We start from the raw sequence: 26,612 nt of genomic DNA, 5'->3' as shown, positions 1-26,612 counted from the left end.
CCAATGTGCACTTCATCCGTGCTTTTCCTTGCTTACACGTTCATTAGACGATTCAATGTGCACTTCTGCGGCGACTTCCCTGGCTCTCGCGTTCATTGGACGCTCCAATGTGCACTCGCCGTAACTTTTTCAGCAATTTCAAACCGTCTCCCGTATCTCACCGCTTTTTCCTGGCACGTCTTAGTTTTTCAAGGTCTACTTCGCCTACGACAACGGTGTCAACGTTGGCGTCGCACTCGCCAACGATCCCGTCTCTGGCAAATTCGAAATCTGAGGGTGAAAAGATTGCCGACTGGGCGTATTGGACATCCATGTTCTCGACATGTGTTAAATTGCCTACAGTGCCGGCAATGCAGGTATATACATTGTTCTCGATAGACCTGGCTTGGGCACAATATCGAACCCGCAGGTAACCCTGGCGATCCTCCGTACAAAACGGGACAAAGATAATGTTTGCTCCCAGCTCGACCGCAAGCCTGGCAAGCTCGGGAAACTCAATATCATAGGAGACTTGAATCGCGATTTTTCCGCAATCGGTGTCGAACACCTGAAGCTCGCTTCCCTCTGCAATCCCCCACCATTTCCGTTCATTGTGTGTGACATGAATTTTATACTGCTTCTCAATCGTGCCGTCGCGGCGGAAAAGAAAAGCAACATTGTACACATTCCCATTCTCCTCAACAAAATGGGATCCGCCGACAATGTTAATGTTATAGCGCACAGCGAGCTCGGTAAACAATTCAATATATTGATCCGTATACGTAGCAAGCCGGCGAACGGCCCGATCCGGCCGTTTTTCTTCAAGGTATGACATCAATTGGGTGGTGAAAATCTCCGGGAACACGGCGAAATCTGTTTCGAAATCAGCAGCGACACCCACATAGTACTCGACCTGTCGGGTGAAGTCCTGAAACGAATCTATTTTTTTCATCATATACTGGACAACGCATATTCTAACGGGAAAGGCAGTCCGATAAATGCGCTTGTTCTTGGGGCGATAGTCAACATTATTCCATTCCATCAACGTCGCCATCGAGGCAGATGCCTTATCATCCGGAAGGTATTGTGTGTTGAGCCGTTTGATGGTAAAGCCCTGCAGCAGCTGGAAGGACAAAACAGGATCATAAATGCTGTGCAGTTCTACGGCTCTCACATACTCCCGGGCTGTCATTTGGTCCTTATACTTGTGATAATTCGGAATGCGCCCGCCAATAATAATACTTTCAAGATTTAAGCGGACCGCCAAATCTTTACGTGCCTCATAAAGACGGTGCCCTAGCTTCATCCGGCGGTATGCTGGATCCACCATGACCTCAATCCCATATAAATTAAAGCCATCGGGGTCGTGATTGGTGATATACCCATTGTCTGTGATACTGTCCCACGTATGCTGATCGTTATATTCGTCAAAGTTGACAATCAGACTGGAACAGGATCCGACAATCTTGTCCTCATATTCTACACAGAATTGACCCTCAGGAAAAATACGAATATGGCTTAGCAATTGCTCCCGCTTCCAAGGCTCCATATTTGGAAAGCAAATTTTACCTAAAGCAATAATGTTATCAATATCCTCCACACGGATGTTGCGGATGATAATTTTTTTCTCGTATTTTGACATATCTGTATTCGACACGCACCCACGCCCCTATACTCTTTGCCTATTAATGTCTCTTTGTTGACAAAGGAATATTTCCTAAGCAAGTAAATGTTATCTCTAATAGAATGTCTTTAATCCATATCGTTTATGTTAGATATTTCTATGCAATTTAAGGGGGAACACTGTCCCAACAGGGTCTCTTAAATTACATAAAAAGGCTGTAAAAAAAAATAAAAAATCCCGGCTGATTAACAGTCGGGATTTTTATTAATTATAATTAATCAATGTAATCTTCAACAATTGTTTTCATAAAATGAACTTCAGAAGCATAAGTTGCCAAAATATCGCTATGAGATTTGATCGAACCAGTTTCCATTTTAGATTTTACCATTAGTAAAGCTAAATCGTGGATGACTTGTTCCTTTGGCATTTCGATAGAGGATTTAACCATCATAAATTTTGTAATATCCATAATTGGCACCTCCTTCCTTTTATTACTAATTCGACAGGAAAGGAGGAATTCCTCCTTTTGGTAAATTATTCTATGAAAATTTCTATTAGTCCTGAGGTATCGGAAAAAAATGAGCACTTAATTTTTGACTTGCAGCTTCTCCAAAGAGAGAATAGTACGAGATTATCACCTGAACCTGCCCCGACAGCAGCTGGTTTAGTACCACTTTCCTCTCACCCGCGAAAATGATCCACAAGAATCGCCCACGCCTCCCATTCCTAACCAAAATACCGCCGGACATCTTCTATGAATGTTTGGATGGCAGGTGCAAGATAGCGGCTTTTTAAGTAGGTAACGTATACTGTCCGCTCCAATGCGGGGGAATCTAGCGTTTTCCAAATAACAGACTCATCTTTTGGTCCAAATAAATAGTTTTCAGGGATGATGGTAATTCCAAGGTTTTCTCTTACTAATGATAGGGCAGTTTCAAAACGCTCGATTTCGTATTTTAGTTTGGGCGTCGCCTGCTCGAGTCGAAATGCTTCTAAAATATCCTCCCTTGTCTGAAAGCCTTCCGTACAAATGATAAATGGTTCGTTTTCCAGTTCTTTGACCGCAATCGAATCCTTTTCGGACAAGGGGTGATCCTTCGGCAAAACCAATACTAATCGTTCATGATATAACGGGTAGGATTCGATATCTTCTTCAAAAACATACTGGTTTGTGATAATTAAGTGGGAAGAATAATTCCTCAGGGAATCCTTCACGTCCTTGCCGCTTAAGACCTCCATCAGCTTAATATTAATAGAAGGAAAACGTTCATGGTACTCACGGAGTACTTTTGGCAGCCAATGTTTGATCGACTCAATCATTCCAATATGAAGAACACCGCTTCCCGAAAGTTTGACCTCATCCATCTCCTTTTTCAGAATGTTCATTTGCGAAAGAAGCGCCACTGCTTTTTTGTATAAAATTTTTCCAGCATCGGTTAATTCGACATTTCTTGTATTTCTTTCCAGCAGCGGCGAACCGACTTCAAGCTCTAAATTTTTAATTGCATTGCTTAACGAAGGCTGTGAAATATGCAGTAATTGCGCGGCTTTGGAGTAACTCAACTGGTCCGCAACGGTCACAAAATAGCGTAAAGTTTTAATATCCAACAAAAATCACCCCATCTGTTTATAGTTTGGAACTATAAATTCATTCAAATTATATATTAGATATTATAAGTATATCAGTATAAAATTAAAGTACGAATCATTTAAAAGATTCAGAAAGGATGAGAGAGCGTGAGACAAAACATTTCACCAGATCTATGGACCGGTAGAACGGACCATACAGAGAGAAGAAGCAGTTTTCGCTACCATCAAATCGTTGAATTGATTGACTCTGAAAAATTAGAGCCTTCCCCTGGGAAAGCTTGTGCCCTTATTGGATTTGAATGTGAGGAAGGTGTAAGACGCAATCAAGGCCGTTTAGGTGCCGCAAAAGCGCCAAACGCTATTCGGCAAGCGCTTGCAAGCCTGCCTTGGAAACTGCAAGAAGGCAGCCGGTTGATCGACACAGGGAATATTATGTGTCAAAATGATGAACTTGAAAAAGCTCAGGAGGCATTGGGTACAGCGGTTGCTGGCATTTTTTCAAAATCCGTTACCCCGATTATATTAGGCGGCGGACATGAGACACTGTACGGGCATTATTTAGGCGTCCGGAAGCATATTGGCAAAGAGGCAACGCTTGGAATTATTAACATTGATGCGCATTTCGATTTACGTTCCTATGATATTCAGCCTTCATCAGGAACGATGTTTAAGCAGATACTAGAACATGACGAAAACAGCGATTATTTTGTACTCGGCATCCAGCGTTTTGGCAATACTCAGGAGCTGTTTGATACCGCAGATGAGCTCGGCGCCACATATATTTACGAAGAAGATATGACCGACAGTCGAATGGACAAGATCCTTGACGAATTGAACGAATTTATCGAAAAACATGATTATGTCATGCTTACACTTTGTACCGATGTGTTAAACGCAGCCTTTGCACCGGGAGTCAGCGCACCGTCACCGTTTGGTCTAACGCCAATGGTTGTACGAACTCTAATCCGTGCAGTGGTATCCCATCCCAAAACCCTTTCCTTTGATATTTGTGAAGTCAACCCAGCTTTAGATGAAAACGGTAGAACCGTAAAATTAGGAGCCTATTTAACTAACGAGGCCATTATGACATTTTTAGGAGGACACCAAGATGACGCTAGCATTGAATCAAGTTAATACGATTTTTTTAGCTGTTGCATTATTAGTTTTAGGAACATTTTTTGTAAAAAGATTTGGATTTCTGCAAAAGTTCTGCATTCCTGCTCCAGTAGTCGGTGGACTGTTGTTTGCGATTATTGCAACAGTCCTAAAGGCGACTGGCCTGCTGCAAATTACCTTAGATACATCTCTCCAAAGCTTATTCATGCTTACCTTTTTCACCACAATCGGGTTAGGTGCCAGCTTTAAGCTCGTCAAACTAGGCGGAAAACTGCTTGTGATTTACTGGATTGCCTGCGGCTTCTTAGCACTGATGCAAAACGTAATTGGCGTTTCGCTTGCATCACTATTCGGCATTCACCCGCTGATTGGTATGATGGCCGGTGCCGTGTCAATGGAAGGCGGCCATGGCGCTGCCGGTGCCTTTGGACAAACCCTTGAAGACATGGGCATCAACTCTGCATTATCCATCGGAATTGCTGCTGCGACCTTTGGCCTTGTTGCAGGCGGTTTGGTTGGCGGACCGATCGTTAAATATTTAGTTGCAAAGTACGATCTTAAACCTACGGAAACAGAAGAAGTCGCGGATGGTCTAGAAGAAAAAGTTGAATCCATTAAAACAGATACGTTTTTCCTTCAAGTACTCATGATTACATTCTGTATGGCATTAGGAACGTATTTAGGAGAGCTGTTCTCAACAGCTACCGGCTTTGTACTGCCAAGCTATGTCGGTGCGATGTTTGTCGCGGTCATCCTTCGTAACATTGTGGACAAGTTCAATCCTAAAGCAATCGACATGAAGAGCATCAACCTAATTGGCGATGTAACGCTGGGAATTTTCCTTTCTATGGCCCTAATGAGCATCAAGCTATGGGAAGTCGCTGACCTCGCACTGCCAATGCTTGTCATCGTATTTGTACAAGTTGTTTTTATCGTCCTATTCGGTACATTCGTTCTATTCCGACTGCTTGGTAAAGACTATGATGCCGCTGTCATGGTAGCAGGCTTTACCGGACACGGACTTGGCGCGACACCAAACGCAATGGCCAACATGGCCGCTGTAACAGCACGGTTCGGCCCATCACGAAAAGCGTACCTCGTCGTACCAATCGTAGGAGCTTTCTTAATCGACGTATTCGGCATGCCGATCATTATTACTACTATTAATTTGTTTAAATAATGAAGTGTGAAGGCTTGATTGTCCCTGTTATCATCCACGGGAAATCAAGCCTTCTTTTTTACAAGTGACTCCTCTCACCCAACCTCTTCAGGAATAATCAGGAAAAACCACCCTCCACATGTTTCATCCACAAACCATTCATCAAATTTACTTATAGGGCATATGGATATTATAAATAATCATAATTTTCGAAATATATTGACGACCTTCTTTGTACCTAATATAATACGATTTATATCCAATACTTCCTTACTAGCTTTGGGGAATTCCAACCAGTAAGATAAGTAGCAATGTATATTAAGGGAGAGTGGTGTGCATTTATGAATGGAAACACGAATAAAAAAGTGGAGCAGGATGCCCTTCCGCTGTATGACAACCTTGCGCCTCGAGAACAGGTACAAGCTGTCACACCGAGAAAGAGAAAGTGGAAGATTCCACAGGAAACAGGCATTATGTGGAGTTCGGTCGTGGCCATATTTTTACTATGGTTCATCATAACCAAACTCAATATCTTCTCAGAAGTCTTTATTCCTTCACCAGCAAAAACGTGGGCTGCCTTTACCGATTTACTTGTTAACGGTTATAAAGGAAATAGTTTATTATTTCATCTTTTAGACAGTCTATACAGATTATCAATCGCCTTCTTCTTCGCATTAATTACAGCCGTTCCATTAGGATTAATTAGTGGTTATTCATCAAAAGTACGAGCTGCATTAGACCCCATCTTGGAATTTTATCGTCCCTTACCACCATTGTCATACTACACACTCTTAATATTATGGTTTGGAATTGGAGACCTTTCAAAGGTTGCCTTATTATATCTTGCTGCGTTTGCTCCGATGTATATTGCGGCCGTATCTGGTGTAAAAGGTGTCCTGGAGGATCGGATCCATTCTGCTGCTTCTTTAGGTGCAAATAAATGGCAAACGTTCCGTTATGTTATTTTCCCATCCTGTTTACCGGAAATATTCACCGGGATGCGAACAGCGATTGGATTTGCCTATACAACACTAGTTGCCTCTGAAATGGTTGCCGCTGTCTCAGGAATCGGCTGGTTAGTGCTCGATGCCAGCAAATATTTACGAAGCGATATTATGTACGTCGGGATTATTTTAATGGGCGTAACAGGCATTTTACTGGACCGAATCCTTCGTATCATTGAAGACAAAGTCATACCATGGAAGGGCAAAAATTAGATGAAAACTTGTCATTTGGCGAGTCCGTCAAGGACGTAGGCAGAGACGTAGTTGAATTTAGGCGTCAGAACTTTTGATATAAATTCTGTTTAGCTAAAAAAAATGGGGGTAAATGGATGAGAAACAGAAAATGGAAATGGCTTATGAGTGTGATGGCGGTTTTTACATTATTGATGATTACCGCCTGCGGCAGTAAAACAAACTCAAAACCAGCTGATGGTAAAATTGAGTTCCGGATCGGCTATCAAGTCATTCCAAATGCCGAGCTGCTGGCAAAAGCTACTAAAATGTTTGAGGAAAAATTCGAAGGGGTGACGGTAAAACTGCATCAGTTTGAAGCAGCTGTTGATGTAAACACCGCCATGGCGGCAGGCGAGATTGATGTCGGCCTGATTGGCTCTAGCTCCGTTGCGTCCGGTGTAGCACAAAAGTTACCGTACAAAGTCGTTTGGCTTCACGATGTCATCGGCGATAATGAGGCATTAGTTGTCAAAAAAGACAGCGGCATTAAATCTCTTGAAGATATTGTCGGTAAAAAAATCGCCGTCTCCTTCGGTTCAACAACGCATTACAGCTTACTATCTGCGATGAAATTAAAAGGCATTGACCAAAACAAAGTCACCATCCTAGATATGAAGCCAGCTGACATGTTAGCCGCGTGGAAACAAGGACAAATTGACGGCGGTTATGTCTGGTATCCAACATTAGGTGAAATGGCGAAAGACGGCAACATTGTTTTAACGAGCCGTGACCTTGCCAAAGACGGTATTGTAACCGCTGATGTCGGGATTGCAACAAGCGACTTTATTGGGAAACATCCAGATGTGTTAAAGCAATATATTAAAATATTAGATGAAGCCGTAGGATTATATCGTTCCTCAAAAGACGAAGCGGCTGACGCGATGAAAAATGAGTTAAATGTATCAAAAGAAGATGCGGCCTTCTTCATGGATCAATTAATCTGGCTTGATGCCAAGGAACAGGCCTCTGATGAGTATCTTGGAACTCCTGATAAAAAAGGAGCCTTCGCTAAAGCGTTAAAAGATACGGCAGAATTTTTAAAAACACAAAAGGCGATTCAAACCGTACCAGATCTGAAAGCCTATGAAGATGCCCTTGCGCCGCAATTTCTGCAACAGGATTAGGAGGTGAGCCCCATTAATACGAGTCATGCTTTTAGTGAAACCGCGCCTGAATCGACGGTCATTTCCATCAATAATGTCGGCTTAACGTATCAAACGGATAAGCAGGTTGTGACGGCGCTGCAAAATATTAATCTACAAATCAAAGAAGGCAGCTTCGTTTGTGTATTAGGCCCTTCCGGATGCGGGAAAACAACGTTATTGCGCATTTTGGCAGGCTTCCACCAAGCGACATCCGGTGAGGTGCTGCTAGACAACAAGCCGATTTCGCCCAAACCCGACCGGCACCGGGGGGTTGTGTTCCAGCAGCAAATGCTGTATCCGTGGTTGAATATTGAAGAGAATGTCGGATTTGGGTTAAAAATGAGAAAAGTGCCGCCTAAAGAACGGCAGGAAATTGTCGATCATTATTTAGAAATGGTCGGCCTCTCCCAATTTAAAAAAGCAAAATCATATGAGCTTTCCGGCGGGATGAAGCAGCGCGCATCCATCGCCCGTGTTTTGGCGAATGATCCGCGCATTGTTCTGATGGATGAACCATTTGGTGCATTAGACGCCATGACCAAAGAACAAATGCAGGATAACATTCGAAAAATATGGAAGGAAACGCATAAAACGATTTTCTTCATTACCCATGACGTGGAAGAGGCCCTGCTCCTAGGCTCCCACATCATCGTCCTGTCATCACGCCCTGGCCGCATCGTCAAAGAATTGTACAGCGACCTGCCTTACAGAATTGAAGAGGGCAAAAGCCGCATGCATCGCACCGAACCTGACTTCGTCAAAAAACGCGAAGAGATTATTAGTCTGATTTCTTCCTAACACCATTAGATCATAATAATGCTTTAACCCAAAACACCGCTTGAATCTTAGGAATCAAGCGGTGTTTTATTGTTCTTTTTCCCTGGCAGCTCATGTACCGAAATTGTCCAAGTGTTACCGTATTCTCTTTTTCAGTCCAAGATTAAACTTCCTTTTTTAGTGAATCGATTCTCCTGCTTCACTTTCTTATATAATCAAGGATCATTTTTACGTGACTTTTTTGGCCGATGAGGGTGGAGTATTTGTAGGCCGAGTGTTTGTAGTCTTGTCTAAAAGTATTGGGCAAGGCGAGCAGCTCATTGTAGTTTTCTTCCACTGTTCTATCGGCATTGTAAGCGATCTTAATGTGATGAAGGTCTTCTTCAAATTGATCATAAATTTGATAGACTTCTTCCGCTGTTGGGTTCTCCGGGAGTGCTTGTAGATTCTTATAAAGGAGTTCATAAGGTTCCTTAATCGCTTGTAAATACTCCTCATAAGTCGTCACGCCCCCGTCTGAATTGTTCCAGAAGGAAACACCGATGAAATAAGCAGCCAGTAATCCTGTCATTGCTAATAAAAAATTAATATTTTTCTTCAAATGCGGCTGAAACCTCATCCTCTCCTCCCTCCTTCACTTCCCATATACTGTAATCAAACCACCCATAACTTCTATAAAAAGATTATACAATGGGAAAGCACCATTTTCTAAACTAGCTAGTATCTATTTTATGAATCTTTTAAACAACCCGCTTTAAAAAATTCAAAATCTGTTCAAGGTACGAGTAATTTAACCTGCTGTTTTTCATTTACACTAATGATAAGAGGAAGCTTTAAAACGGCGAAAAAAGCGAAAAGGAACCAAGCCATGAAGAACATGACAATTAAAAAACAGCTATCATTACTTTTTATTATTATATCCATCGTTCCCCTGGGAATATTGGGGATATTTCATAGTATTGAAATCACCGATTTCATCAATCAGACTGCCAAAAACCAGAAGTATGCCACACAGCGCCTGGCAGAATCGGTTGAAACCTATGTGAATTTTCATAGGAACTATATTGAATCCATAAGCTTTAATCTCTCACAATCGCAAAATAGCAATCGTGAGTTTATGACCATGCTCCTTAAGGGAGGAAAAACCAAGCTCCCTGGGTTTATCGAATTATACGTTGGAAACAGTAAGGGACAAATTACCGCTGCCTACCCTCAAAACAGTCAAGCTGGTGAATTTATAATAGGAGAAGATATCAGCAATCGAGACCATTTTAAGGAAATCAAAGCAACAGAACAAACAATGGTTACGCCAATCCTGTTAGGACGGCATTCGAAAAAACCACTAATCATGATAGCAGCACCCATACTTTATAAAAATCAATTTCAAGGGTATGTCCTTGGAACACTTGATCTGACAGCCTTAACAACTATGATTACCGATTATGATTACGGAACTGGCGCCTACCCTGTAGTCGAAGACCAGGAGAATAAAATCATTTATCACCCGGTCCAGCCGTTCATCAGTAAAAATTATGATGTAAAAAACTTTAAGGAGCGGCTTCATTTAACAGGACTTAACCAGAGTGACGGGGAATATTATTCATCAGTTTATCATCGCTACGAATATTTACATTATGAAGTCATCCCGTCATTAGACTGGACGGTCTATGTGGCTATTCCTGCCGCTACAAAAACAGCAAGCATCCGGAGTGCCTTCGTTCTCCTTGGAATTGTTTTGATCGTGACATTACTATTTACACAATACCTTTCTTGGCTGTTGTCACGAAAGATGCTGGAGCCCATTAACGTATTAATTGACTATTCAGCAGCCATCGAGGAAAAATCATTTTCGTTAACAAACTTTGATCGTATTCAAATTTTAAACGGTGCCCGGGAATTTAACCTGCTTTTGCATCGATTCTATGAAATGGGTAGAAAAGTGTTTCAAAATCGCGAAGAACTGATCCTCCTGAATCAAGATTTGGAAAGGAAGATTGAGGAACGGACAAAAGGGTTAGTATTGAAAAACCGACAGCTCGAACTCATTAACAAGCTTATGTACCAGCCACTGCCCATTCTAGAATTGGAAAAATTTCTTTCGGTGACGCTTAAGGAACTGTCGAAGCTCCTTCAGGCCACCGTTACTTATATCGCAGAAAACGATATCAGCAGGTATGTGCCGCTCCCTCTAGCCAGCTATTCCGTTCCCGTATCTGTAACGGAAAAAAGGCTCGGAATATTGTTCATTACGTTTGAGGATGGGCGAAATCTCGACGTGCCTAATCAGGAATATCTTCACGTTTTCGCAGGGTCATTAGGAATGGTGCTATACAACGACATGCTGCTATCCCATCTTCGCAACCGAAACGCGGTCCTGAAAACGGCCACAGAAAATATGAATGATGGCTTTATCTTAGTATCCAAGCAAATGGAAATTACTTATGTGAACGATTTATTTATCAAAACGCTTGAACTTAGCCGTACAGAGCTTATCAATAAAAGGTTAGCCGAAATATGGCCGCTGATCGCTTTTTCAGACGAACAGCAAAGCGAGCAAATTTTATCCGCTCTTGCTCGACAAAAGGGTCACATAAATTTTTCAATCCAAACGAAAAACGGCAGGCAAAAGCATGTCTCACTCACGAAATTTCCCATCCATCATGAGAAGGAAAACTATGGCTTCGGGCTCGTCTTACAAGATATTACAAAAGAAAAAGAAATGGATCTATTAAAAAACCAGCTGATCTCGTTTACTTCCCATGAATTTAAAACACCGATCACCACCTTAAGCAGCAGTATTGAAACATTGAGACGTAAGGATGTAGAGTGGGAGGAAGCGTTTATCGAGGAAATTCTGCTTGGCATGACCGACGACGTCAAAAGACTCGAACAGCTCACGAGTGATTGGCTTGATATTGTCAAAATCGATTCCAATGCACTTATACTCATAAAAGAACAGACAAGAATCGGTTCTTTTATCGAAGGCGTTATTCAAGGGCTTAAGAAACCGCCATATGATCGTACTAAAATCATATATACAAAGACGGCGGCCTCTGATCAGGTTCTATTCTTTGATATTAAACGGATAGATCAAGTCATCAGAAATATAATCACGAATGCCATTCGCTACTGTCGCATGAATCCAACGATTCTCGTAAGGATTCACGAAGATCGGAACAATATATGGATAGATTTTAAGGATAATGGAATTGGCATAGCGGCGGAACATCAGAAAAAGATATTCGAAAAATTTTACCATGTAGATGTTTCCCGAACTCGAAAATCCGGAGGCACAGGTCTTGGCCTGGCGATTTGCAAAGGAATTCTCGATGCACATGGATGGGATATAAAGGTTGAAAGTGAAATCAATAAAGGAAGTACGTTTACGATTGTCATACCAAAAGCAGAGCAGGTGATTCTTAATGAAACAAAAAATTGTCATAGTGGATGACGAGCCAAAAATTATCCGACTGGTTTCCGCCAATTTACGAACCCAAGACTATGTAGTCGAAACGTTCACAAATGGGCATGAAATGCTCGAAAACTACGACCGCATCATGCCGGATTTAATCCTGCTTGATATTTTAATGCCGGAGATAGATGGTTTTGAGGTATTGGAAGCCTTGCGCAGTTTTTCAAATGTTCCCGTTATTATGTTGTCTGCCTGCCATGATGCAAGGGATAAAGTAACGGCGCTTGATTTAGGCTCGGATGACTATATGACGAAGCCTTTCACGTTAGAAGAATTGTATGCCCGAATACGTGCCGTCCTTAGACGAACGGGAAATCAGCTGAGGCCGGATGAAATTGCCACCACTTGTAAAATAAAAAATCTAGAAATTGATTATGCCAAACTACGAATTTATGTAGATGGCAAAAGAGCAGATGTATCCAATACGGAATACAAGCTGTTCTCCTATCTGGCCAATAATCGCGGGAAAGTGATCACCCACGAAGAGCTGCTAAGCCACATATGGGGTTCTGAATACCGCAATGATATAGACTACTTACGGGTTGCAATTGCCAGACTGAGGCAAAAATTAAGAAAAGCAAACAGCGAGAATAAGATCGAATACATTTTCACCTATCCAGGTGTTGGCTATATGATTGAATAAGTATTGATGAAGCCGGATTACGGACACTTTCCTCCGTAAAGCCGGCTTTTTTGTTCCTCCTTAAAAAATCACCTTCAGCATGCAGCTGCTTTACCAGCAGCTTCTATGTCTTTCCAAAAATCTATGTATTTTCATCGCACATTATCATGTTACTAATCAACTAAATAGGATTTATCCCACACACTTTGTGTCACCTTTTTGACTGTAATGTTTTTGTAAGGTCTTTATCAACAACTGTTATGAGGATGTAAGGTAGTTTTTATTATGATCAGAACAAGAAGTATTTTTTTGTGAAAGGAATCACAAATGAGGTGACAAATACTATGAAAGAAAAAACAACTCGCCTGGAATTATTAAAACAGGGTGCAATGGCCTTAGCTGTCATAGCTGCAGGAGGACTTCTGCCTCCAAATGCATTGGGAAAAGAAACGAGAAAGGTCAAAGGATCACAAAGCAGCTTCAAATTTGATGAAGTGTTTGATGTGATCGTCGTCGGAAGCGGTTTGGCCGGATCAACAGCAGCCATTACCGCCGTGGAAAAAGGTAATAAGGTTCTCCTGGCTGAGAAAATGAACCATCTCGGCGGCAGCTCTCAAAAATATGATTTTCATTTTTCCTGCCCTGGCAGTCCAGAACAGAAACGAAGTGGGATCAAGGACTCCCCTAAAATCCTGATCAAGGACCTGCAGAAAGTGGGAGAAAATTACGGTGCACCTGAACTTATAACGGAAATGGCCCAAAATAGCATTCGCTTCTACAAGCTGTTGGACAAACTCGGTGTTACTTTCCAACAGCTTAAAGAACTAAGAGGTCATTCTGTCCCAAGGACTCTATGGCTCGCTGGCGGCGGTAAAAAGGTGTTAGAAAAAATGCACACCTATTTAAGCGGGAAATGTGATATTAGAAAGCAGGTCAAAGTTGATGAAGTTCTGACCGATGCAACCGGACGGGTGGTCGGAGTTAAAGTCAGAGAGCAATACGTAAGCAGCAACACCCATGAGGATGACCGGGTTAACACTTCAGGAATTATCAAAATTTACGGGGCAAGAAAAGGCATCATTTTAGCAAACGGCGGATTTGCCTATGATCAAACCTTTATTGCCGGAGAAGCAAACTATTTTGGCGGACTATCGAAAATGTCAAGCACCGCTCATCCGGGTTCAACGTCCGGACTACTCAGATCCATGATTTTAAAAGGGGCCCATCCAGTAAATACCTCCTTGTATCATTTTGATTATCCATTGTATGAACGTGACATGTATTATGGATTAATCGTCGATGCAACAGGTGCCCGAATAGTAGATGAAGGAAATCCCAATAAGTTTGGGCGAATAGCGTTTAAATCGAAAAATAAAAATGGCGGAAAAGCGCCAATTTGTATTTTTGACAAGACCGGCTTTGAGCTGATCTCCGATAAACAAAGACGAGATGCCGCATTAAAGACCGGAAAGCTGCAAAAATTCGCTTCCATTGAACAGCTTAGCAATGCGTATAGCATTCCGTTTGCTGCCTTGAAAAAAACGATTTCCGACTATCATCAAACAATTGAAGCCCAAAATGATGAATTGTTTTTAAAAATGACTGGAGACTTGAACGGAGCCGCAATAAAAAAAGCTCCCTTTTATGTCCTGAAGATAGAACCTGAACTCAATTACACAACGGGCGGACTCCGAATCGACCGGAAGGCACGGGTATTAAAAATGGCGGACGGTAAACCATTTACGGGATTATTTGCAGCCGGCGAAGCAGTCGGAGGCGTTCACGGTGCTCAAATACTAGAAGGAATGTGCACACTTGATTGCGGCACATTCGGCATGATTGCAGGAGAACAGGCTGCAGCAATGGAAGCAGTTAAGTTGAACTAGGCAGGAGGCGAACAAACTTGAAAAAATTATTTATCGTACTCGGGATTATAATGATTGCAAGTATTGCCTTTTTATATCAAGGCATGAATGCAAAAGAACAAAGTAAAAAGACAGATGTCGTCTTGCCGGCAACTACCCTTTCTGCCTCCAAGCTATCTGAGCTCAAGAATGATTATCCCTCCAAAAACGATCAACATAAGAAACTAGGTTTTGACTGTGTGACCTGCCATGGAGATTTTAAAGATCCAAAGGAAGTACTCCCTTTGGAAAATAAGCAGTGCTTAACCTGTCATGGGGACTACAAAAAAGTGGCAGAAAGAACCTCGTTTTTAGATAAAAATGAAGTCAATCCACATGATGGGTTCCACCATAAGGACGAATTGGACTGTGCCAGCTGTCATCGGGAGCACAAACCATCGGTCAACTACTGTGCGAACTGCCATGACACAAAAGTTTGGATGAAAGCTACTCCATAGTGAAAGGTGGGAAACAAAATGAAAAAGTTTAAGATACGCGGGTATTTGAAAGGAAAAGCCGTGTTTATCTCGCTTATGCTGGCAACGGCGTTTGTCACCATCCTGATTGCTTTATTTTCAACTGACGTGATTCATGCAACAGGCAAGTCAAGCTTTTGCGGCAGCTGTCATGAAATGAATACCTTTGTTAAAACCTATGAGCGCGATATTCACGGGGGCGCAAACCGGGTTGGATTTAAAGCCGATTGTGCCAATTGCCATCTTCCGCAGGATTCCAAAGTCGACTATTTAGCAACCAAAGTTGTCAGCGGCACAAAGGAAGTGGCCATGCATTTCGCAGGTAAATTTTCCGAAGAAAACTATTATAAAAACCGGAAAAATCGCGAGGATTTTGTTTATTCCAGCGGCTGTATTTCCTGCCATCAGGACATTGATAACGGGAAATTAACGACAGACAATGAAAAAGCCAAGAAAATGCATACGTATTACTTAAGCAAAAAAGGTTCAAAGCAAGCGATTGAGTGCGCATCGTGCCATATTGATGTCGGCCATAACGGTGAATTGCGCAAGGAGCTAATCGATATGGAAAAATATCTAGACGAAAAATAGGTGTTTGTTGTTATCTGGTGTTTCATTACAACTTACTTAGCAAATGATAGAAAGCCAAAACCTAAGAGGAGGATCAGCGATGGATCGTCGGACCTTTATAAAAACTGGAGCAATCACAGCTACTGCAGCTGCCCTTTCAGTTTCAAGTATAGCACCGTTTGTCGATGCTGAGGAAAACACCGATACCGAGTTTGATGAAGTATTTGATATTATCGTTGTGGGAAGCGGACTTGCCGGAACTACCTCAGCAATTACCGCAGCGGAGCACGGAAACAAAGTACTGGTTGTCGATAAAATGAATATTTTGGGAGGAACCTCTTTGATCAGCGGGTTAAATTTTTCCTGCGTCGGCAGTGATGAGCAAAAAGCCCGCGGGATTAAAGACACCCCAGAGCTAATGGCTGAGGATATGAGAAAGGTTTCAGAGGATTACGGTGATCCCGAGCTGTCACTGACAGTCGCAAGGATGACCACCCGTTTTTATCATTTTCTCAAAGACCGAGGTGTCGTTTTTAAGGAATTCAAACAGTTAGGCGGTCATTCTGTTGCCCGGGCGGTTTGGGCCGGCGGTGGAGCCTTTGTCATTAGGCCGCTGCACGCGTATGCAAGAGAAAATTTAGCGGACCGCCTGACGATGCGCAAACGCTGCAAGGTAGACGATATCGTCTTCGAAAATGGCCGCGCTGTCGGCTTAAAGGTTCGGGAAAACTACTATTTTGACTTCGACGATCCGCAGAATGACGATAAAAAAAATAAAACCGGAACAGTGAAATATATTGGTGCCAAGAAAGGCATTGTATTTGCGAGCGGTGGATACTGCCGTGATAAAAAACTGCTGGGGGCTGAAGCGGATATATTGGAAGAAACCAATAGCGATGCCAATCCCGGGGCCCGATCAGGCACAATGCAAATGCTGATGTCTCACGGAGCTCAAGCGGTTAATTTATCGTTATTCCGCTTAGCTTACCCAATCCCAACGGAGGATCTAATGTGGGGAATGCTGATCAATCCTGACGGGAAGCGGTTTGTAAACGAATTTGGCAACCGGAATACGATTGGAATGACCATTTTAAAAGAGAAGAAAAAATTTGACGGAAAAGCTCCCCTGCTCATTTACGACCAAACTGGAGCCGATAACTTCCATGATAAACAGCGATTTCAGCTGAGCATGGAAGCGAAAAATGGCTATGAAGGCACAATGTACAAGTTCCAAACACTAAAGGAGGTTGCAAAATATTTCGGTTATGATCCAAGGGTTCTTCAAAAAGCGGTCGATGAGTATAACGCAGCACTAGACAGCGGTGTCGATCAAGAGTTTGGCAAAGATTTTTCCCAAATGAATGGAGCTGCCTTAAGGAAAGCACCTTTTTATGCGATGCGTTTAACACCAAAGTGCACCTACACGCCAGGCGGAGTGCGGATCACGAAAGAAGCACAAATGATCAACAGTGCCACCGGAGAAACTTTTGAAGGGCTGTTTGCTGCAGGTGAAGCGACTGGCGGCGTGCACGGGGCCATGCGCTTAACCGCCTGCTCTGTCCCGGATTGCGGAGCTTTCGGTCTTATCTCAGGTGATAACGTTTCGGCAATGAAACCTGTAAAACTCAAGATGAAGAGTTAATTGTCCGTTCGCCACTTGGGGATTCCCCAAAGCCTAGTAAAGGGTTCTAGTAAAGCCCCAAAATAGGTGTATGAGCAAGAAATGCCTGATGGCTTGCAGCCTCTGAGCATTTCTTGCTTGTTTGATGCAGCTGCAAAATTGATCTTTCTTTTGCTAAATTTACTTTAATATGCCATACACCCAAATGAATGCTCTTATTTAGAAAGACTATGTGCTTAAGCTGTAAAAACATACAACCAACAATCTTCATTACAATTCAGGGCTATAATGCCACACCCCGGCAATCATCTCTTTCCTAACCCTCCCTTGCATTTCTAAATAATCCATATGGCCAATAACCTCAGACATGACAAGGGAAAATTGCTTGATGTAGGTTTCTTTGTAATACGATTTTGCAACTTCAGCTGCTGTTGTGATGCCGGATTCGATGAGTGCCATAAATTTATCTGCTTTCCGTTCGATTCCGTCCACCCTTTTGCGGATTAAGGCCTTGTGGTTTTCAATCAGCTGACCGTGACCTGGAAAGACAACTGCCTCTTTGTTTATATCGTGGACCCTATTTAAAGATTGATAATGTTCAAATAGTGTCAGCATCCGTTGACCGTCTGCATCCGGTTCCACTAAGGCATTGCTAGAAATATGTTCTAGCAATAAATCACCGCCAAACAGCCACTGACAGTCTTTTTGATAAAAAGCGATCTGATCGGGCGCATGACCAGGTACATAAATGATGTCAAAATCAAACAGCTGCTTGCCTTCAATTTTATAAATATCATAGGTAATCTTCTTCGAGCTATTTTTCTGCAGTGCTCGCTTCAAATAGGCGACTTGTTTTTCCCCCTGCTCCCCGCAGCCCATTTCCTGATAAAGTTTCGAAAAAAACTTCACCCGCATCTCTAAAAAGTCATTGTCCCTCTGTAAACGGGGGATTGACAATGGATGGGCATAAACAGGAACCGAGCGGTCGGTCAGTATTCGGTTCACCAAGCCGACATGATCAATATGATGATGGGTTAGCAGGATATGGGTTATGTCGTTTGTGCCCAGATCATGCTCTTTCAATGCTGCCTGCAGGGCATTCCAGCATTCATCGTTGTCGTAACCAGCATCAATGAGAATTAGTGAATCGATTGTTTTATATAAGAAAAAATTTATCGTTTTCAATGACGAAGCGACTGGTACCATAATTGGAATCACTTCACAGCCATTTTTCTTTAGATGGATCAAACTTTTCACTCCAAACATGTTTTTTTACGAATGAGGAGCCCGGGATTTTGAGCTTAAACCTCCACTACTGTATCTTTTTTAATTCGGCATGCATCATGCATGCTCCTGCATTTTTGGAAAAACTTATCCGGTGTTTAGTTAGGAAGATTCATTCGGCTCCTTCAATACCCTCATCTGTATACTCAAATGGTTTACCCGTCAAAAATTCGAATTTACCCGTTGTTTTTGATATTTTACCCGTCAGTTTTTCCATTTTACCCGCCACTAGTGAATTCGGTGGTGTCAGGAACCCGCATGAGCAGAAAACTCCATGACACCTAAATAATGGTATATGATAGAGCTAGAATATTTTAACATTGGAGGTATCATAATGGAATTAACTGTTTATTTGGCTGGGCAAATTCATGATGATTGGCGGGGGGAAGTAGCTAGGAAGGCAAAGGAGAAGAATCTTCCATTGGTGTTTGTGGGACCGCAGACCAATCATGACCGGTCCGATCAAATCGGCGAAGAAATTTTAGGCAAGCAGCCGGGGAATGTATATAAGGATGATGCCGCGTCCGATATCAATAATTTTCGAACACAGGTATTAATGCAGAAATCTGACATTGTCATTGCTTTATTTGGAGAAAAATATAAACAGTGGAACACAGCGATGGATGCCAGCACGGCGATTGCACTGAACAAACCTACTATCATTATCAGACCGGAATCGTTAATTCATCCATTAAAAGAACTATCCAATAAAGCGAATGCTACCGTGGAAACAGTTGAGCAAGCCTTAGATGTGATTAGCTATATATTTGAATAGCTAGGATTTTCAAAGGGACAGGCTAAATCAGCCTGCCCCTTGAAGTACGTTTTATTGACGGTGCTAGTAGTGCAAAACATTCTGTCCTGTTCTTATTCAGAAAGAATCCCGTAGAAGAACCGCCCCATGCTTCATTATTTTTCGTAAATGACCTTATCGTTTACAATTGTCTTAAGTACTTTGATGTCCTTAATTTTTAAAGGATCAATCGTTAGCGGGTCATCTTCGAGGACAACGAAGTCGGCAAATTTCCCTTGTTCTATGGAGCCTTTTTCATTTTCCTCAAAGTTTTGCCATGCAGCATCACTTGTTACTGCGCGAAGAGCCTGCAACGGTGTGATTCTTTGATCTGGACCAATGACTTGGCCGCTTCTTGAAATTCGGTTCACAGCAGACCATACAGCCTGCATTGGATCCATTGGCGTGATGTGTGTATCAAGGTGAATGCTGAACTTTATCCCACGATCAATGGATGATTTAAGCGGGCTCATCATAGCTGCCCGTTCAGGTCCCATGAATTGATCACGGTGTTGATCCCCCCAGAAGAATGTATGTGAAACAAAATAGGATGGGGTAACACCTAGTTTCTTCATTTCATCTAATTGATCTAATCTAGCCATCTGAGAATGCTCAATCCGATGACGGGCATCTTTACGCGGATACAATTCCTGAGCTTTACGGTAAGCATATAGAATATCATCAATCGCGGCGTCTCCGTTACCGTGAATCGCAATTTGGTATCCTGCCTTATGCAATTCTACGACCCGCTTTGTTAATTCCTCACGACTTGTCGCCGGATATCCCCGGTAAGTTGGGTCATCCCCTGGCGGAACATGGTACGGTTTACTCAAGTACCCAGTGTAACCTTGAATGGAGCCATCGTGAGACAGCTTCACAGGACCAAGCTTTAACATATCACTGCCGAAACCTGTGACAAAGCCGCCTGGTTCACCAGGCGAAATAACACCACCCCAGCCAGCGCCCATGGCTGTAACCCAAAAGGAAGCAAGCCTTGCTTCTGATATCTTTGTAAATCGATAAAACCCTGTTTATATACACCTGCAACAATCGAGGTCGTTACACCTTTTGAGATATAATCCTGAACAGCCTTTTTAAACGCTGTCAGATTTTCCTCTTCTGTCACAACAGGAATATGCTGGCTTACAAGATTCTTAGCAGATTCCTCTAATACTCCTGTCGGTTCTCCTGTCTTAGGATCTTTAACAATGACACCACCTGGCGGGTTAGGAGTATCTTTCGTGATTCCCGCTATTTTAAGGGCAGCACTATTGGCTACTCCTAGATGCCCGGAAGTATGTGCGATGTAGACTGGTAGTTCCGTTGATACCTTGTCCAAATCATCACGCGTCGGGTGACGCTTGTCTGCTAGGAGTGTCTGGTCATACCCCCGCCCGAGAACCCATTCGCCTTCATGGGTTTCCATAGCTCGATCCTTCAGGGCAAGGATAAGATCATCAATATTTTTAATCGGTCCCACAGGCGGACTATTTAAATTCACTTGAACAGTCCCATCCATTCCCGAGCTCGGGAAATGGCTGTGGGCATCATAGAACCCCGGCAACAACACTTTATTTTTCAAATCAACGATTTTTGTTTTGCTTCCTTTTAACTTACTAATCTCTTTATTTGAACCTACTGCAAGGATCTTGCCGTCCTTTACTGCAACGGCTTCGGCAATAGCAGCCTTTTTATCCATGGTGATAACTTTTCCGTTGAAGTAAATCGTGTCAGGTGCCAGCGGATCAAGATGTTTTGGAAGCGTACCTGATGAAAAGCCTACTAATGCAAGGATAAACACAATTGAGAGAATAAACATGTTTCTTTTGCAAAAAAAGTTACCTTTCAAGAAAAAACCCCTTTTCTGATTTAAGTTTCTTTCCATACACCCCTTGATTTATGCATATACACAGATGATGTTCTAAATAAACATTTCATCTATATTTGCTGGAAAGTTACCACCCCCTTACTAAATGATGTTGTAAAAAGCTTCATAAGCTTTACGTTGTCCGTACCAAATATCATTATCTTATGCGAAATATTCTGAATACTATATAGGACTATATAATTAAAAATGGGGTTTTTCCCTCCTAGAATCATAAGAATGTTTAATATGTTCAATTCAAATTACCAATAGGAAGTATTTCCCTGTATGGATGAAAATAAAAATCCCAATGAAAACCCTCTAAAAAATAAAAAAGGCTGCAAAGAAGCATGTTCTTTGCAGCCTTTTTATTCATTCTTTCTAAGTTATCTAGGAATATAGCATTCCGGTCTGCGGTTTGCGACGCTTGGAAGTTTTTCCCGCACGCGCTCGGTACGATCTAGATCAATGTCTGATAGTATCAAGGCTTCTTCTTCGCTGCCGCTTGATAGGATAATGCCCATTGGGTCAACGGTAATGCTGCGGCCTGTGAAAATATTGCCGACGAGGTTGGCTCCACACACAAATACTGTATTTTCGATGGCCCTAGCCCGTAAAAGGGTTTGCCAATGGTCCTCTTTCATCGGTCCAGACACCCAGCCCGCTGGTACAAACAAGACGTCTGCTTCTTGAAGCACTAACTGCCGTGCTATCTCCGGAAAGCGAAGTTCGTAACAAACCAGCAAGCCAATTTTTCCGAACTCTGTTTCCACTACTTGGTACTCATTATCCCCCGGAATAATTGTATCGGACTCCTTAAATTTAAAGGCGTCGTATAGATGCGTCTTGCGATATGCCTGCACAATTTTTCCGGAGCGGTCAATGAAAACCGTGGTATTATAGGCACGCTTCAGCTCATCCGGTTTGGATTCATAAACACCGCAAACAACGTAAATATCATTCTCTTGCGCTGCTTTTGTTAGCGCACTAACAAACGGACCATCCAACGGTTCCGCTGCTTCTGCCGGCAGCACACCAGAACCCGGGGTAGCTAAGACCATATAAAACTCAGGAAAAATAACAAAGTCCGCCCCTAAACTTTTCGCTTTAGTAATATATTTTAACGCTTTTTCTAAATTCGCCTTCTTATCTGTACTAGTTTGTAACTGAGCCGTAGCAACTCTCACAACTTTCCTCCCCCTTCAGAACCCTTCTACTTATATTGTAATATAGGTTACCAAAATTCCAACGTTTTTTATGAAACATGGGGACAGTTCTTCCTGTTTCATCTTAACGAAACAAGAGAACCGTCCCCGTTTTTTCTACTTCATTTTATCCAAGGTTACTTCAAAAATCGTGCATAGAATAATGGTAAACGGTAATGAAATGATTAGTGCGAGCAGCGGTTTCGTATAATGAAGCCGTATGACCAAGAACATGACGATCACAAAAAGAAACGACCATCCGAGATGCCAGCCGTGGTGATAAGTAATGGCCCCCATTTTCACAGATAGAAACTCAAGCACAATGAATAGTACAATGAAAATGAACAAATAAATAACCTTATGATAAAAGCTCTTATTAAAGGGATATTTAGACAAAAACACCCATGTGGACAAGGGCATTCCTACTAAAATTAGTAACAGCATTGGTATGATCGCATACCCTAACCCGTTTGGTTCCATTTGCCACATTTGATATTTATAACAGAGTATTTCATATAAAGCATTCCCTAGTGCAGCAAATAACATGGACGGATAATATTTTCTCCATTCACGATCTCCATATTTGATGGCAGCTATAATCCAAACTATCGAGAGAACAATTGCTATCAAACCCCATCACCGCCTTACAAATATTTTTCCAATGGAAGTAAATATTAAACGCAAGGATTCTCTTTTTAAGAAGGGGAAAGGTATTTGTTATCCTCCCTTATGATGCTTTAAGCAAGGGCACCCATGTTTTTTCCCAAAACAAAAGAAGAGGGGAAAATCCGCCTCTTCCTATTTAAGCCCGTTTCTTATATGGGTCTTCGTGATAGTCTGCTTTTCGTTTGTAGATGACTTTTCCGGATTCTTCTTTTCCGGATTTAGTCGGGATGACGGCTCTAATTCCAGCAACCGCTTCACCCAGTTTATACGAATTTTTGTTTAATTTTAAGACCACAGTTCTACTCATGACGGCGCACCTCCAAAAATAGTATTGATAGTGCTTAAAAGGTTGTAATTATCGAGAAAGATAAAGTCAAACTCTTCTTGACACAAAGTTCCTTTCCCTGTGATTGCAACCGTTAGAACTAACTGGTTCCCTATAGGATAACATAAAACATACGTATTATCAAAGGCCGTACTATTTTTTTGAAAAACGAGCTCTGTGCTTTGAAGAAAGCAGTCGATGACGATAATTCGTTCATTATCTGCCCTGCTGTCATTGATATTAAAGGGGTAAAATTCTCCTTGACCATCATTGCCGGCAATTTGTCTCAGGCCATCCTTGCCCTCCGCCTTCCAAACACCAATCGCTTCTACATAATATGCATCAGGAGCAGCATACGCGTTTCTCACAGCTTCCTGCAGATATTCAAACTTTTTAGAAGGATCAACCAAAAGCCGTTTCGACAGCGTCCGGAGTATGCGAATTAACGCATAATCCTTCTCCATATTTTCCTGTGCTTCTGCTAAAAGCTTCGCTGGATCCTGATAAAAGCTTAACTCATTGATTTTTCTTTTAATCGCCCGGCACGCCACATTCACAGCCGCATCATAATTGTGATCACCCCGAATTTCATACCGTAGCACACTGAGTCCGTCTAAATCAGAAGGCAAATGAAACCCTGATGCGTCAGAGCTTTCGGGGATGGCATTCGGAATAATATAAAAAACACGTCCTCTTCTTAACCTTCCCCAGAATAGGCCCATTTCAAACAACGTGTTATCTCTTGTTGTAAAGGTGATAGCACCGCGAATAGTTACAACATCATCCGGTGAAAATACAAATACAGCAAAATCATTTTCATCTAATTGGCGTTCGAGAGTTTCCATATTATATTCTAAGGGGCGAAACGCACCAGCTGTCCATGGAGTAACTTCAGCCACTTCGGTAAGTCCAGCGTGAATCGCATCAACATACTCAACGGATTCTCTGGCAGATCCAATAAATAATTTTGGTTTGAGCTGAGTCATGATTCCTCCAAGAAATTTTTTCGCATAGTCTTTACTATTATTATAACCTTTTTTTGGAATAACAGCTTGTCTTTGACTGAAAACAAGCCAAAAGTACTATTTTGTCCAGACCAACACCAATGTTATGACAATCACTCCAATTGTCGGAAGATAAAACAGGCTCAAAGTGATGGAAAAACAAGTACGTAACCACGAATGGACATCCGCATAAAAGGGACGCACATCCATTGAAAAATCAGCAGCTGTCTCGTTATTTTGTTTCCTGACGGCATCATAAAGCTTTCTGAACAGCCTCTCCTGCCATAAAAAATACCCATCCAGCAGCCAAAAGAAAATCGCAGGCAGTAATGCGATTGCCACATACTTATAATCGATATCCTGCGTGTTCGCAAAAACAAACAGGCCGGCAACAAGCGTAACCGTCCACCCCTTCAACAAAAACGCGTTCTGCCCCATCCGATTAACCACACCTTGAATCATCTCCAAATGCCTCACCCTATTATCGTCCATTTTTCATCCCCCTATTTAGAAAATGTAGGAAACAGCCTGTGTCTTTATTATAAAACAAAAGGACGGTCCTTGGGTTTCTAAATGAAACGCAAGGACCGTCCCGATCCATCATGCTGATTTCTGCATAGATGCGAGGTATTTGGTCTTTTTGAGTGTGTCGAAGCGGCCTTCCCATTTGGACATGACAATCGTCGCAAGTGCGTTGCCGATCACGTTAACGACAGTACGGGCCATGTCAAGCAGGCGGTCGATTCCAGCGATAAAGGCTAGTCCTTCAAGTGGGATACCTACTGTTCCCAGCGTTGCCAACAGAACAACAAAGGATACTCCCGGTACACCAGCAATTCCCTTCGATGTCACCATTAATACTAATACCAGCGTGATTTGTTGTGAAATACTTAAATCAATGCCATACAGCTGTGCAATGAAAATCGCTGCAAGTGCCTGGTACAAAGTCGAGCCATCGAGGTTGAAGGAATACCCAGTTGGAACCACAAAAGAAACAATGTCTCTCGGACAGCCGAACTTTTGCATTTTTTCAATGATCTTCGGCAATACAGTTTCGGAGCTGGAGGTCGAATAGGCTAAAATCAGCTCATCCTTTAACACCTTAACAAGGTGAAAAATGTTGACGCCCGCCCATTTCGCAATGCCGCCAAGAACAATGACGATAAAAAATAACATCGTCGCATACACAAGAATCATTAATTTCCCAAGCGGAATTAACGATGCCACACCAAATTTTGAAACTGCGACACCCATTAAGCCGAAAACACCGAACGGAGCAAACTTCATGATCAGGTTCGTCACCCAGAACATCGCGCTTGCCACGCCTTCAAAAAATGCAAGAACCGGCTTACCTTTTTCACCAATCGCTGCTACTCCTAAACCGAAGAGAACGGAGAAAAAGATGATCGATAGCATGTTGCCAGCAGCCATCGCTTCGATTACATTTTTTGGAACAATCCCGACAATAATATCCATCATGCCATTATGCTGTACTTGTTCTGTCGTTTCTACATACTGGTCAATATTCCCTTTGGTGAGTAGAGACATGTCTACCCCTTCACCAGGTTTAAAAATATTCGCCGCCATTAAGCCGACAACAATTGCAATCGTAGTTACGATTTCAAAATAAATGATCGTTTTCCCGCCAAGCTTCCCTAATTGCTTAATGTCACCTGTTCCGGCAACACCAATTATCAACGTGGAGATAATAATAGGGACCACAATCATTTTAATCATATTAAGAAAAATGGTACCTAACGGCTGCAAGTAAGTTTCCACCGCTGGATTCCCATAAAATACCGCACCGACAATAATCCCTAGAATTAAGCCTGCCAGAATTTGAACTGCCAATGAAATTTTAACCGCTTTCATTTTGGATTTCATCTACAAGTCACCCCTCTATCAATATTCCCAACCCCTAAAGGCTAGCTTTTTAGATTAATATAAGGGCAACCTATAAAATCCTACACAATCCGACATTTGTTTGTTCAAAATTTTTTTGGAGGGCGTCGGACTTTGTTTGAATTGACCATTTTAGTGGATTTTTATTTTATTCGGGCAATGCAGCACGCTTCCTTTGACCTTTTTTATCGAGTTTCCTCTTTTTTGGGCAATGCAGCACACTTGCTTTGACCTTTTTTATCGAGGTTCCTCTTTTTTGGGCAATGCAACACGCTT

At 42.2% G+C, this 26,612-nt stretch carries 26 protein-coding genes; 13 read left to right on the top strand and 13 right to left on the bottom strand.

The genetic code is table 11. The features are described 5' to 3' along the window. Positions 1 to 157: 157 nt before the first annotated feature. Positions 158 to 1,636 carry a bifunctional GNAT family N-acetyltransferase/carbon-nitrogen hydrolase family protein gene (locus IE222_RS25140; RefSeq protein WP_191277131.1) on the bottom strand — a complete coding sequence of 493 codons (1,479 nt, stop codon included), beginning with the start codon at positions 1,634 to 1,636 and terminating at the stop codon, positions 158 to 160. A 241-nt stretch (positions 1,637 to 1,877) separates the two neighbouring features. After that, positions 1,878 to 2,072: a hypothetical protein gene (locus tag IE222_RS25135; RefSeq protein ID WP_191277130.1), complete on the bottom strand. Its 195-nt coding sequence runs from the start codon at positions 2,070 to 2,072 to the stop codon at positions 1,878 to 1,880. Between the two features lie 57 nt (positions 2,073 to 2,129). Between IE222_RS25135 and IE222_RS25130 the strand changes: the two genes are divergently transcribed. After that, complete coding sequence (locus tag IE222_RS25130; protein WP_223282884.1) at positions 2,130 to 2,300, top strand: hypothetical protein; 171 nt, start codon at positions 2,130 to 2,132, stop codon at positions 2,298 to 2,300. A gap of 29 nt (positions 2,301 to 2,329) precedes the next feature. On the opposite strand, the gene IE222_RS25125 is transcribed toward IE222_RS25130, so the two are convergent. Then, positions 2,330 to 3,211, bottom strand: a complete 882-nt coding sequence (locus IE222_RS25125) for a LysR family transcriptional regulator (RefSeq protein WP_191277128.1) — start codon at positions 3,209 to 3,211, stop codon at positions 2,330 to 2,332. A 129-nt stretch (positions 3,212 to 3,340) separates the two neighbouring features. On the opposite strand from IE222_RS25125, the gene hutG reads away from it, so the two are divergent. The 5 genes from hutG (at position 3,341) to IE222_RS25100 (ending at position 8,649) form a co-directional block, all read left to right on the top strand. Beyond that, on the top strand, positions 3,341 to 4,327 hold the full coding sequence (gene hutG / locus IE222_RS25120) for a formimidoylglutamase (protein WP_191277127.1): 987 nt from the start codon (positions 3,341 to 3,343) through the stop codon (positions 4,325 to 4,327). Continuing rightward, positions 4,302 to 5,489, top strand: coding sequence for a sodium/glutamate symporter (gltS, locus tag IE222_RS25115; RefSeq protein ID WP_191277126.1), 1,188 nt, complete (start codon positions 4,302 to 4,304; stop codon positions 5,487 to 5,489). The genes hutG and gltS overlap by 26 nt, the downstream gene beginning before the upstream one ends. A gap of 320 nt (positions 5,490 to 5,809) precedes the next feature. After that, the gene (locus IE222_RS25110; RefSeq protein WP_308435623.1) at positions 5,810 to 6,685 is read left to right on the top strand and encodes an ABC transporter permease; all 876 of its coding nucleotides are present in this window, start codon (positions 5,810 to 5,812) and stop codon (positions 6,683 to 6,685) included. 116 nt (positions 6,686 to 6,801) lie between these two features. Continuing rightward, positions 6,802 to 7,830 carry a taurine ABC transporter substrate-binding protein gene (locus IE222_RS25105; protein ID WP_191277125.1) on the top strand — a complete coding sequence of 343 codons (1,029 nt, stop codon included), beginning with the start codon at positions 6,802 to 6,804 and terminating at the stop codon, positions 7,828 to 7,830. Between the two features lie 3 nt (positions 7,831 to 7,833). Then, positions 7,834 to 8,649, top strand: a complete 816-nt coding sequence (locus IE222_RS25100) for an ABC transporter ATP-binding protein (protein ID WP_223282883.1) — start codon at positions 7,834 to 7,836, stop codon at positions 8,647 to 8,649. A 178-nt stretch (positions 8,650 to 8,827) separates the two neighbouring features. On the opposite strand, the gene IE222_RS25095 is transcribed toward IE222_RS25100, so the two are convergent. Beyond that, positions 8,828 to 9,247 carry a hypothetical protein gene (locus IE222_RS25095; protein ID WP_191277124.1) on the bottom strand — a complete coding sequence of 140 codons (420 nt, stop codon included), beginning with the start codon at positions 9,245 to 9,247 and terminating at the stop codon, positions 8,828 to 8,830. Between the two features lie 249 nt (positions 9,248 to 9,496). On the opposite strand from IE222_RS25095, the gene IE222_RS25090 reads away from it, so the two are divergent. The 6 genes from IE222_RS25090 (at position 9,497) to IE222_RS25065 (ending at position 17,314) form a co-directional block, all read left to right on the top strand. Beyond that, positions 9,497 to 12,079, top strand: coding sequence for an ATP-binding protein (locus IE222_RS25090; protein WP_223282882.1), 2,583 nt, complete (start codon positions 9,497 to 9,499; stop codon positions 12,077 to 12,079). Beyond that, positions 12,051 to 12,743, top strand: coding sequence for a response regulator transcription factor (locus IE222_RS25085; RefSeq protein ID WP_191277122.1), 693 nt, complete (start codon positions 12,051 to 12,053; stop codon positions 12,741 to 12,743). The genes IE222_RS25090 and IE222_RS25085 overlap by 29 nt, the downstream gene beginning before the upstream one ends. Positions 12,744 to 13,066: 323 nt before the next feature. Further along, complete coding sequence (locus IE222_RS25080) at positions 13,067 to 14,608, top strand: FAD-binding protein (RefSeq protein WP_191277121.1); 1,542 nt, start codon at positions 13,067 to 13,069, stop codon at positions 14,606 to 14,608. Positions 14,609 to 14,625: 17 nt separating this feature from the next. Next, positions 14,626 to 15,084: a cytochrome c3 family protein gene (locus tag IE222_RS25075; RefSeq protein WP_191277120.1), complete on the top strand. Its 459-nt coding sequence runs from the start codon at positions 14,626 to 14,628 to the stop codon at positions 15,082 to 15,084. Positions 15,085 to 15,102: 18 nt separating this feature from the next. Next, complete coding sequence (locus tag IE222_RS25070; RefSeq protein ID WP_191277119.1) at positions 15,103 to 15,693, top strand: cytochrome c3 family protein; 591 nt, start codon at positions 15,103 to 15,105, stop codon at positions 15,691 to 15,693. Positions 15,694 to 15,772: 79 nt separating this feature from the next. Next, positions 15,773 to 17,314 carry an FAD-dependent oxidoreductase gene (locus IE222_RS25065; RefSeq protein ID WP_191277118.1) on the top strand — a complete coding sequence of 514 codons (1,542 nt, stop codon included), beginning with the start codon at positions 15,773 to 15,775 and terminating at the stop codon, positions 17,312 to 17,314. A 249-nt stretch (positions 17,315 to 17,563) separates the two neighbouring features. Here IE222_RS25065 and IE222_RS25055 read toward each other — a convergent pair whose 3' ends face one another. Next, positions 17,564 to 18,550 (bottom strand): MBL fold metallo-hydrolase, encoded by a 987-nt coding sequence (locus tag IE222_RS25055; protein WP_223282881.1) that lies wholly within the window; start codon positions 18,548 to 18,550, stop codon positions 17,564 to 17,566. Positions 18,551 to 18,911: 361 nt separating this feature from the next. Between IE222_RS25055 and IE222_RS25050 the strand changes: the two genes are divergently transcribed. Next, positions 18,912 to 19,352 carry a YtoQ family protein gene (locus IE222_RS25050; RefSeq protein WP_191277115.1) on the top strand — a complete coding sequence of 147 codons (441 nt, stop codon included), beginning with the start codon at positions 18,912 to 18,914 and terminating at the stop codon, positions 19,350 to 19,352. 134 nt (positions 19,353 to 19,486) lie between these two features. Here IE222_RS25050 and IE222_RS26795 read toward each other — a convergent pair whose 3' ends face one another. From IE222_RS26795 to IE222_RS25010, 8 genes are all read right to left on the bottom strand, one after another. Further along, entirely contained in the window at positions 19,487 to 20,338 is an 852-nt protein-coding gene (locus tag IE222_RS26795; protein ID WP_191277114.1) for an amidohydrolase, read from the bottom strand. Continuing rightward, positions 20,260 to 21,219 (bottom strand): amidohydrolase, encoded by a 960-nt coding sequence (locus IE222_RS26790; RefSeq protein WP_275671513.1) that lies wholly within the window; start codon positions 21,217 to 21,219, stop codon positions 20,260 to 20,262. The genes IE222_RS26795 and IE222_RS26790 overlap by 79 nt, the downstream gene beginning before the upstream one ends. A 401-nt stretch (positions 21,220 to 21,620) precedes the next feature. Further along, on the bottom strand, positions 21,621 to 22,421 hold the full coding sequence (locus IE222_RS25035) for a carbon-nitrogen hydrolase family protein (RefSeq protein ID WP_191277112.1): 801 nt from the start codon (positions 22,419 to 22,421) through the stop codon (positions 21,621 to 21,623). A gap of 135 nt (positions 22,422 to 22,556) precedes the next feature. Then, complete coding sequence (locus IE222_RS25030; RefSeq protein WP_191277111.1) at positions 22,557 to 23,069, bottom strand: CBO0543 family protein; 513 nt, start codon at positions 23,067 to 23,069, stop codon at positions 22,557 to 22,559. A gap of 172 nt (positions 23,070 to 23,241) precedes the next feature. Continuing rightward, entirely contained in the window at positions 23,242 to 23,412 is a 171-nt protein-coding gene (locus IE222_RS25025) for a hypothetical protein (RefSeq protein ID WP_191277110.1), read from the bottom strand. Next, positions 23,409 to 24,416, bottom strand: coding sequence for a TIR domain-containing protein (locus IE222_RS25020; protein WP_191277109.1), 1,008 nt, complete (start codon positions 24,414 to 24,416; stop codon positions 23,409 to 23,411). Before IE222_RS25020 ends, IE222_RS25025 begins: the two co-directional genes overlap by 4 nt. 96 nt (positions 24,417 to 24,512) lie before the next feature. Further along, positions 24,513 to 24,926: a hypothetical protein gene (locus tag IE222_RS25015; RefSeq protein ID WP_191277108.1), complete on the bottom strand. Its 414-nt coding sequence runs from the start codon at positions 24,924 to 24,926 to the stop codon at positions 24,513 to 24,515. Positions 24,927 to 25,034: 108 nt separating this feature from the next. Then, the gene (locus tag IE222_RS25010) at positions 25,035 to 26,318 is read right to left on the bottom strand and encodes a cation:dicarboxylate symporter family transporter (protein ID WP_370465089.1); all 1,284 of its coding nucleotides are present in this window, start codon (positions 26,316 to 26,318) and stop codon (positions 25,035 to 25,037) included. Between the last annotated feature and the right edge of the window lie 294 nt (positions 26,319 to 26,612).

Origin of the sequence: Neobacillus kokaensis, assembly GCF_014656545.1 — a bacterium.
Classification (GTDB): domain Bacteria; phylum Bacillota; class Bacilli; order Bacillales; family Cytobacillaceae; genus Neobacillus; species Neobacillus kokaensis.
The sequence above is the reverse complement of the archived record's forward strand: the minus strand, read 5'-3'. Positions and strand labels throughout refer to the sequence as shown.

Coding starts and splice junctions, on each gene's coding strand:
- gltS (WP_191277126.1), top strand. CDS start 4,302: ATGACGCTAGCATTGAATCAAGTTAATACGATTTTTTTAGCTGTTGCA.
- IE222_RS25015 (WP_191277108.1), bottom strand. CDS start 24,926: ATGGACGATAATAGGGTGAGGCATTTGGAGATGATTCAAGGTGTGGTT.
- IE222_RS25025 (WP_191277110.1), bottom strand. CDS start 23,412: ATGAGTAGAACTGTGGTCTTAAAATTAAACAAAAATTCGTATAAACTG.
- IE222_RS26795 (WP_191277114.1), bottom strand. CDS start 20,338: ATGGGCGCTGGCTGGGGTGGTGTTATTTCGCCTGGTGAACCAGGCGGC.
- IE222_RS25090 (WP_223282882.1), top strand. CDS start 9,497: ATGAAGAACATGACAATTAAAAAACAGCTATCATTACTTTTTATTATT.
- IE222_RS25080 (WP_191277121.1), top strand. CDS start 13,067: ATGAAAGAAAAAACAACTCGCCTGGAATTATTAAAACAGGGTGCAATG.
- IE222_RS25050 (WP_191277115.1), top strand. CDS start 18,912: ATGGAATTAACTGTTTATTTGGCTGGGCAAATTCATGATGATTGGCGG.
- IE222_RS25135 (WP_191277130.1), bottom strand. CDS start 2,072: ATGGATATTACAAAATTTATGATGGTTAAATCCTCTATCGAAATGCCA.
- IE222_RS25095 (WP_191277124.1), bottom strand. CDS start 9,247: ATGAGGTTTCAGCCGCATTTGAAGAAAAATATTAATTTTTTATTAGCA.
- IE222_RS25105 (WP_191277125.1), top strand. CDS start 6,802: ATGAGAAACAGAAAATGGAAATGGCTTATGAGTGTGATGGCGGTTTTT.
- IE222_RS25020 (WP_191277109.1), bottom strand. CDS start 24,416: ATGACTCAGCTCAAACCAAAATTATTTATTGGATCTGCCAGAGAATCC.
- IE222_RS25070 (WP_191277119.1), top strand. CDS start 15,103: ATGAAAAAGTTTAAGATACGCGGGTATTTGAAAGGAAAAGCCGTGTTT.
- IE222_RS25085 (WP_191277122.1), top strand. CDS start 12,051: ATGAAACAAAAAATTGTCATAGTGGATGACGAGCCAAAAATTATCCGA.
- IE222_RS25110 (WP_308435623.1), top strand. CDS start 5,810: ATGAATGGAAACACGAATAAAAAAGTGGAGCAGGATGCCCTTCCGCTG.
- IE222_RS25010 (WP_370465089.1), bottom strand. CDS start 26,318: ATGAAATCCAAAATGAAAGCGGTTAAAATTTCATTGGCAGTTCAAATT.
- IE222_RS25065 (WP_191277118.1), top strand. CDS start 15,773: ATGGATCGTCGGACCTTTATAAAAACTGGAGCAATCACAGCTACTGCA.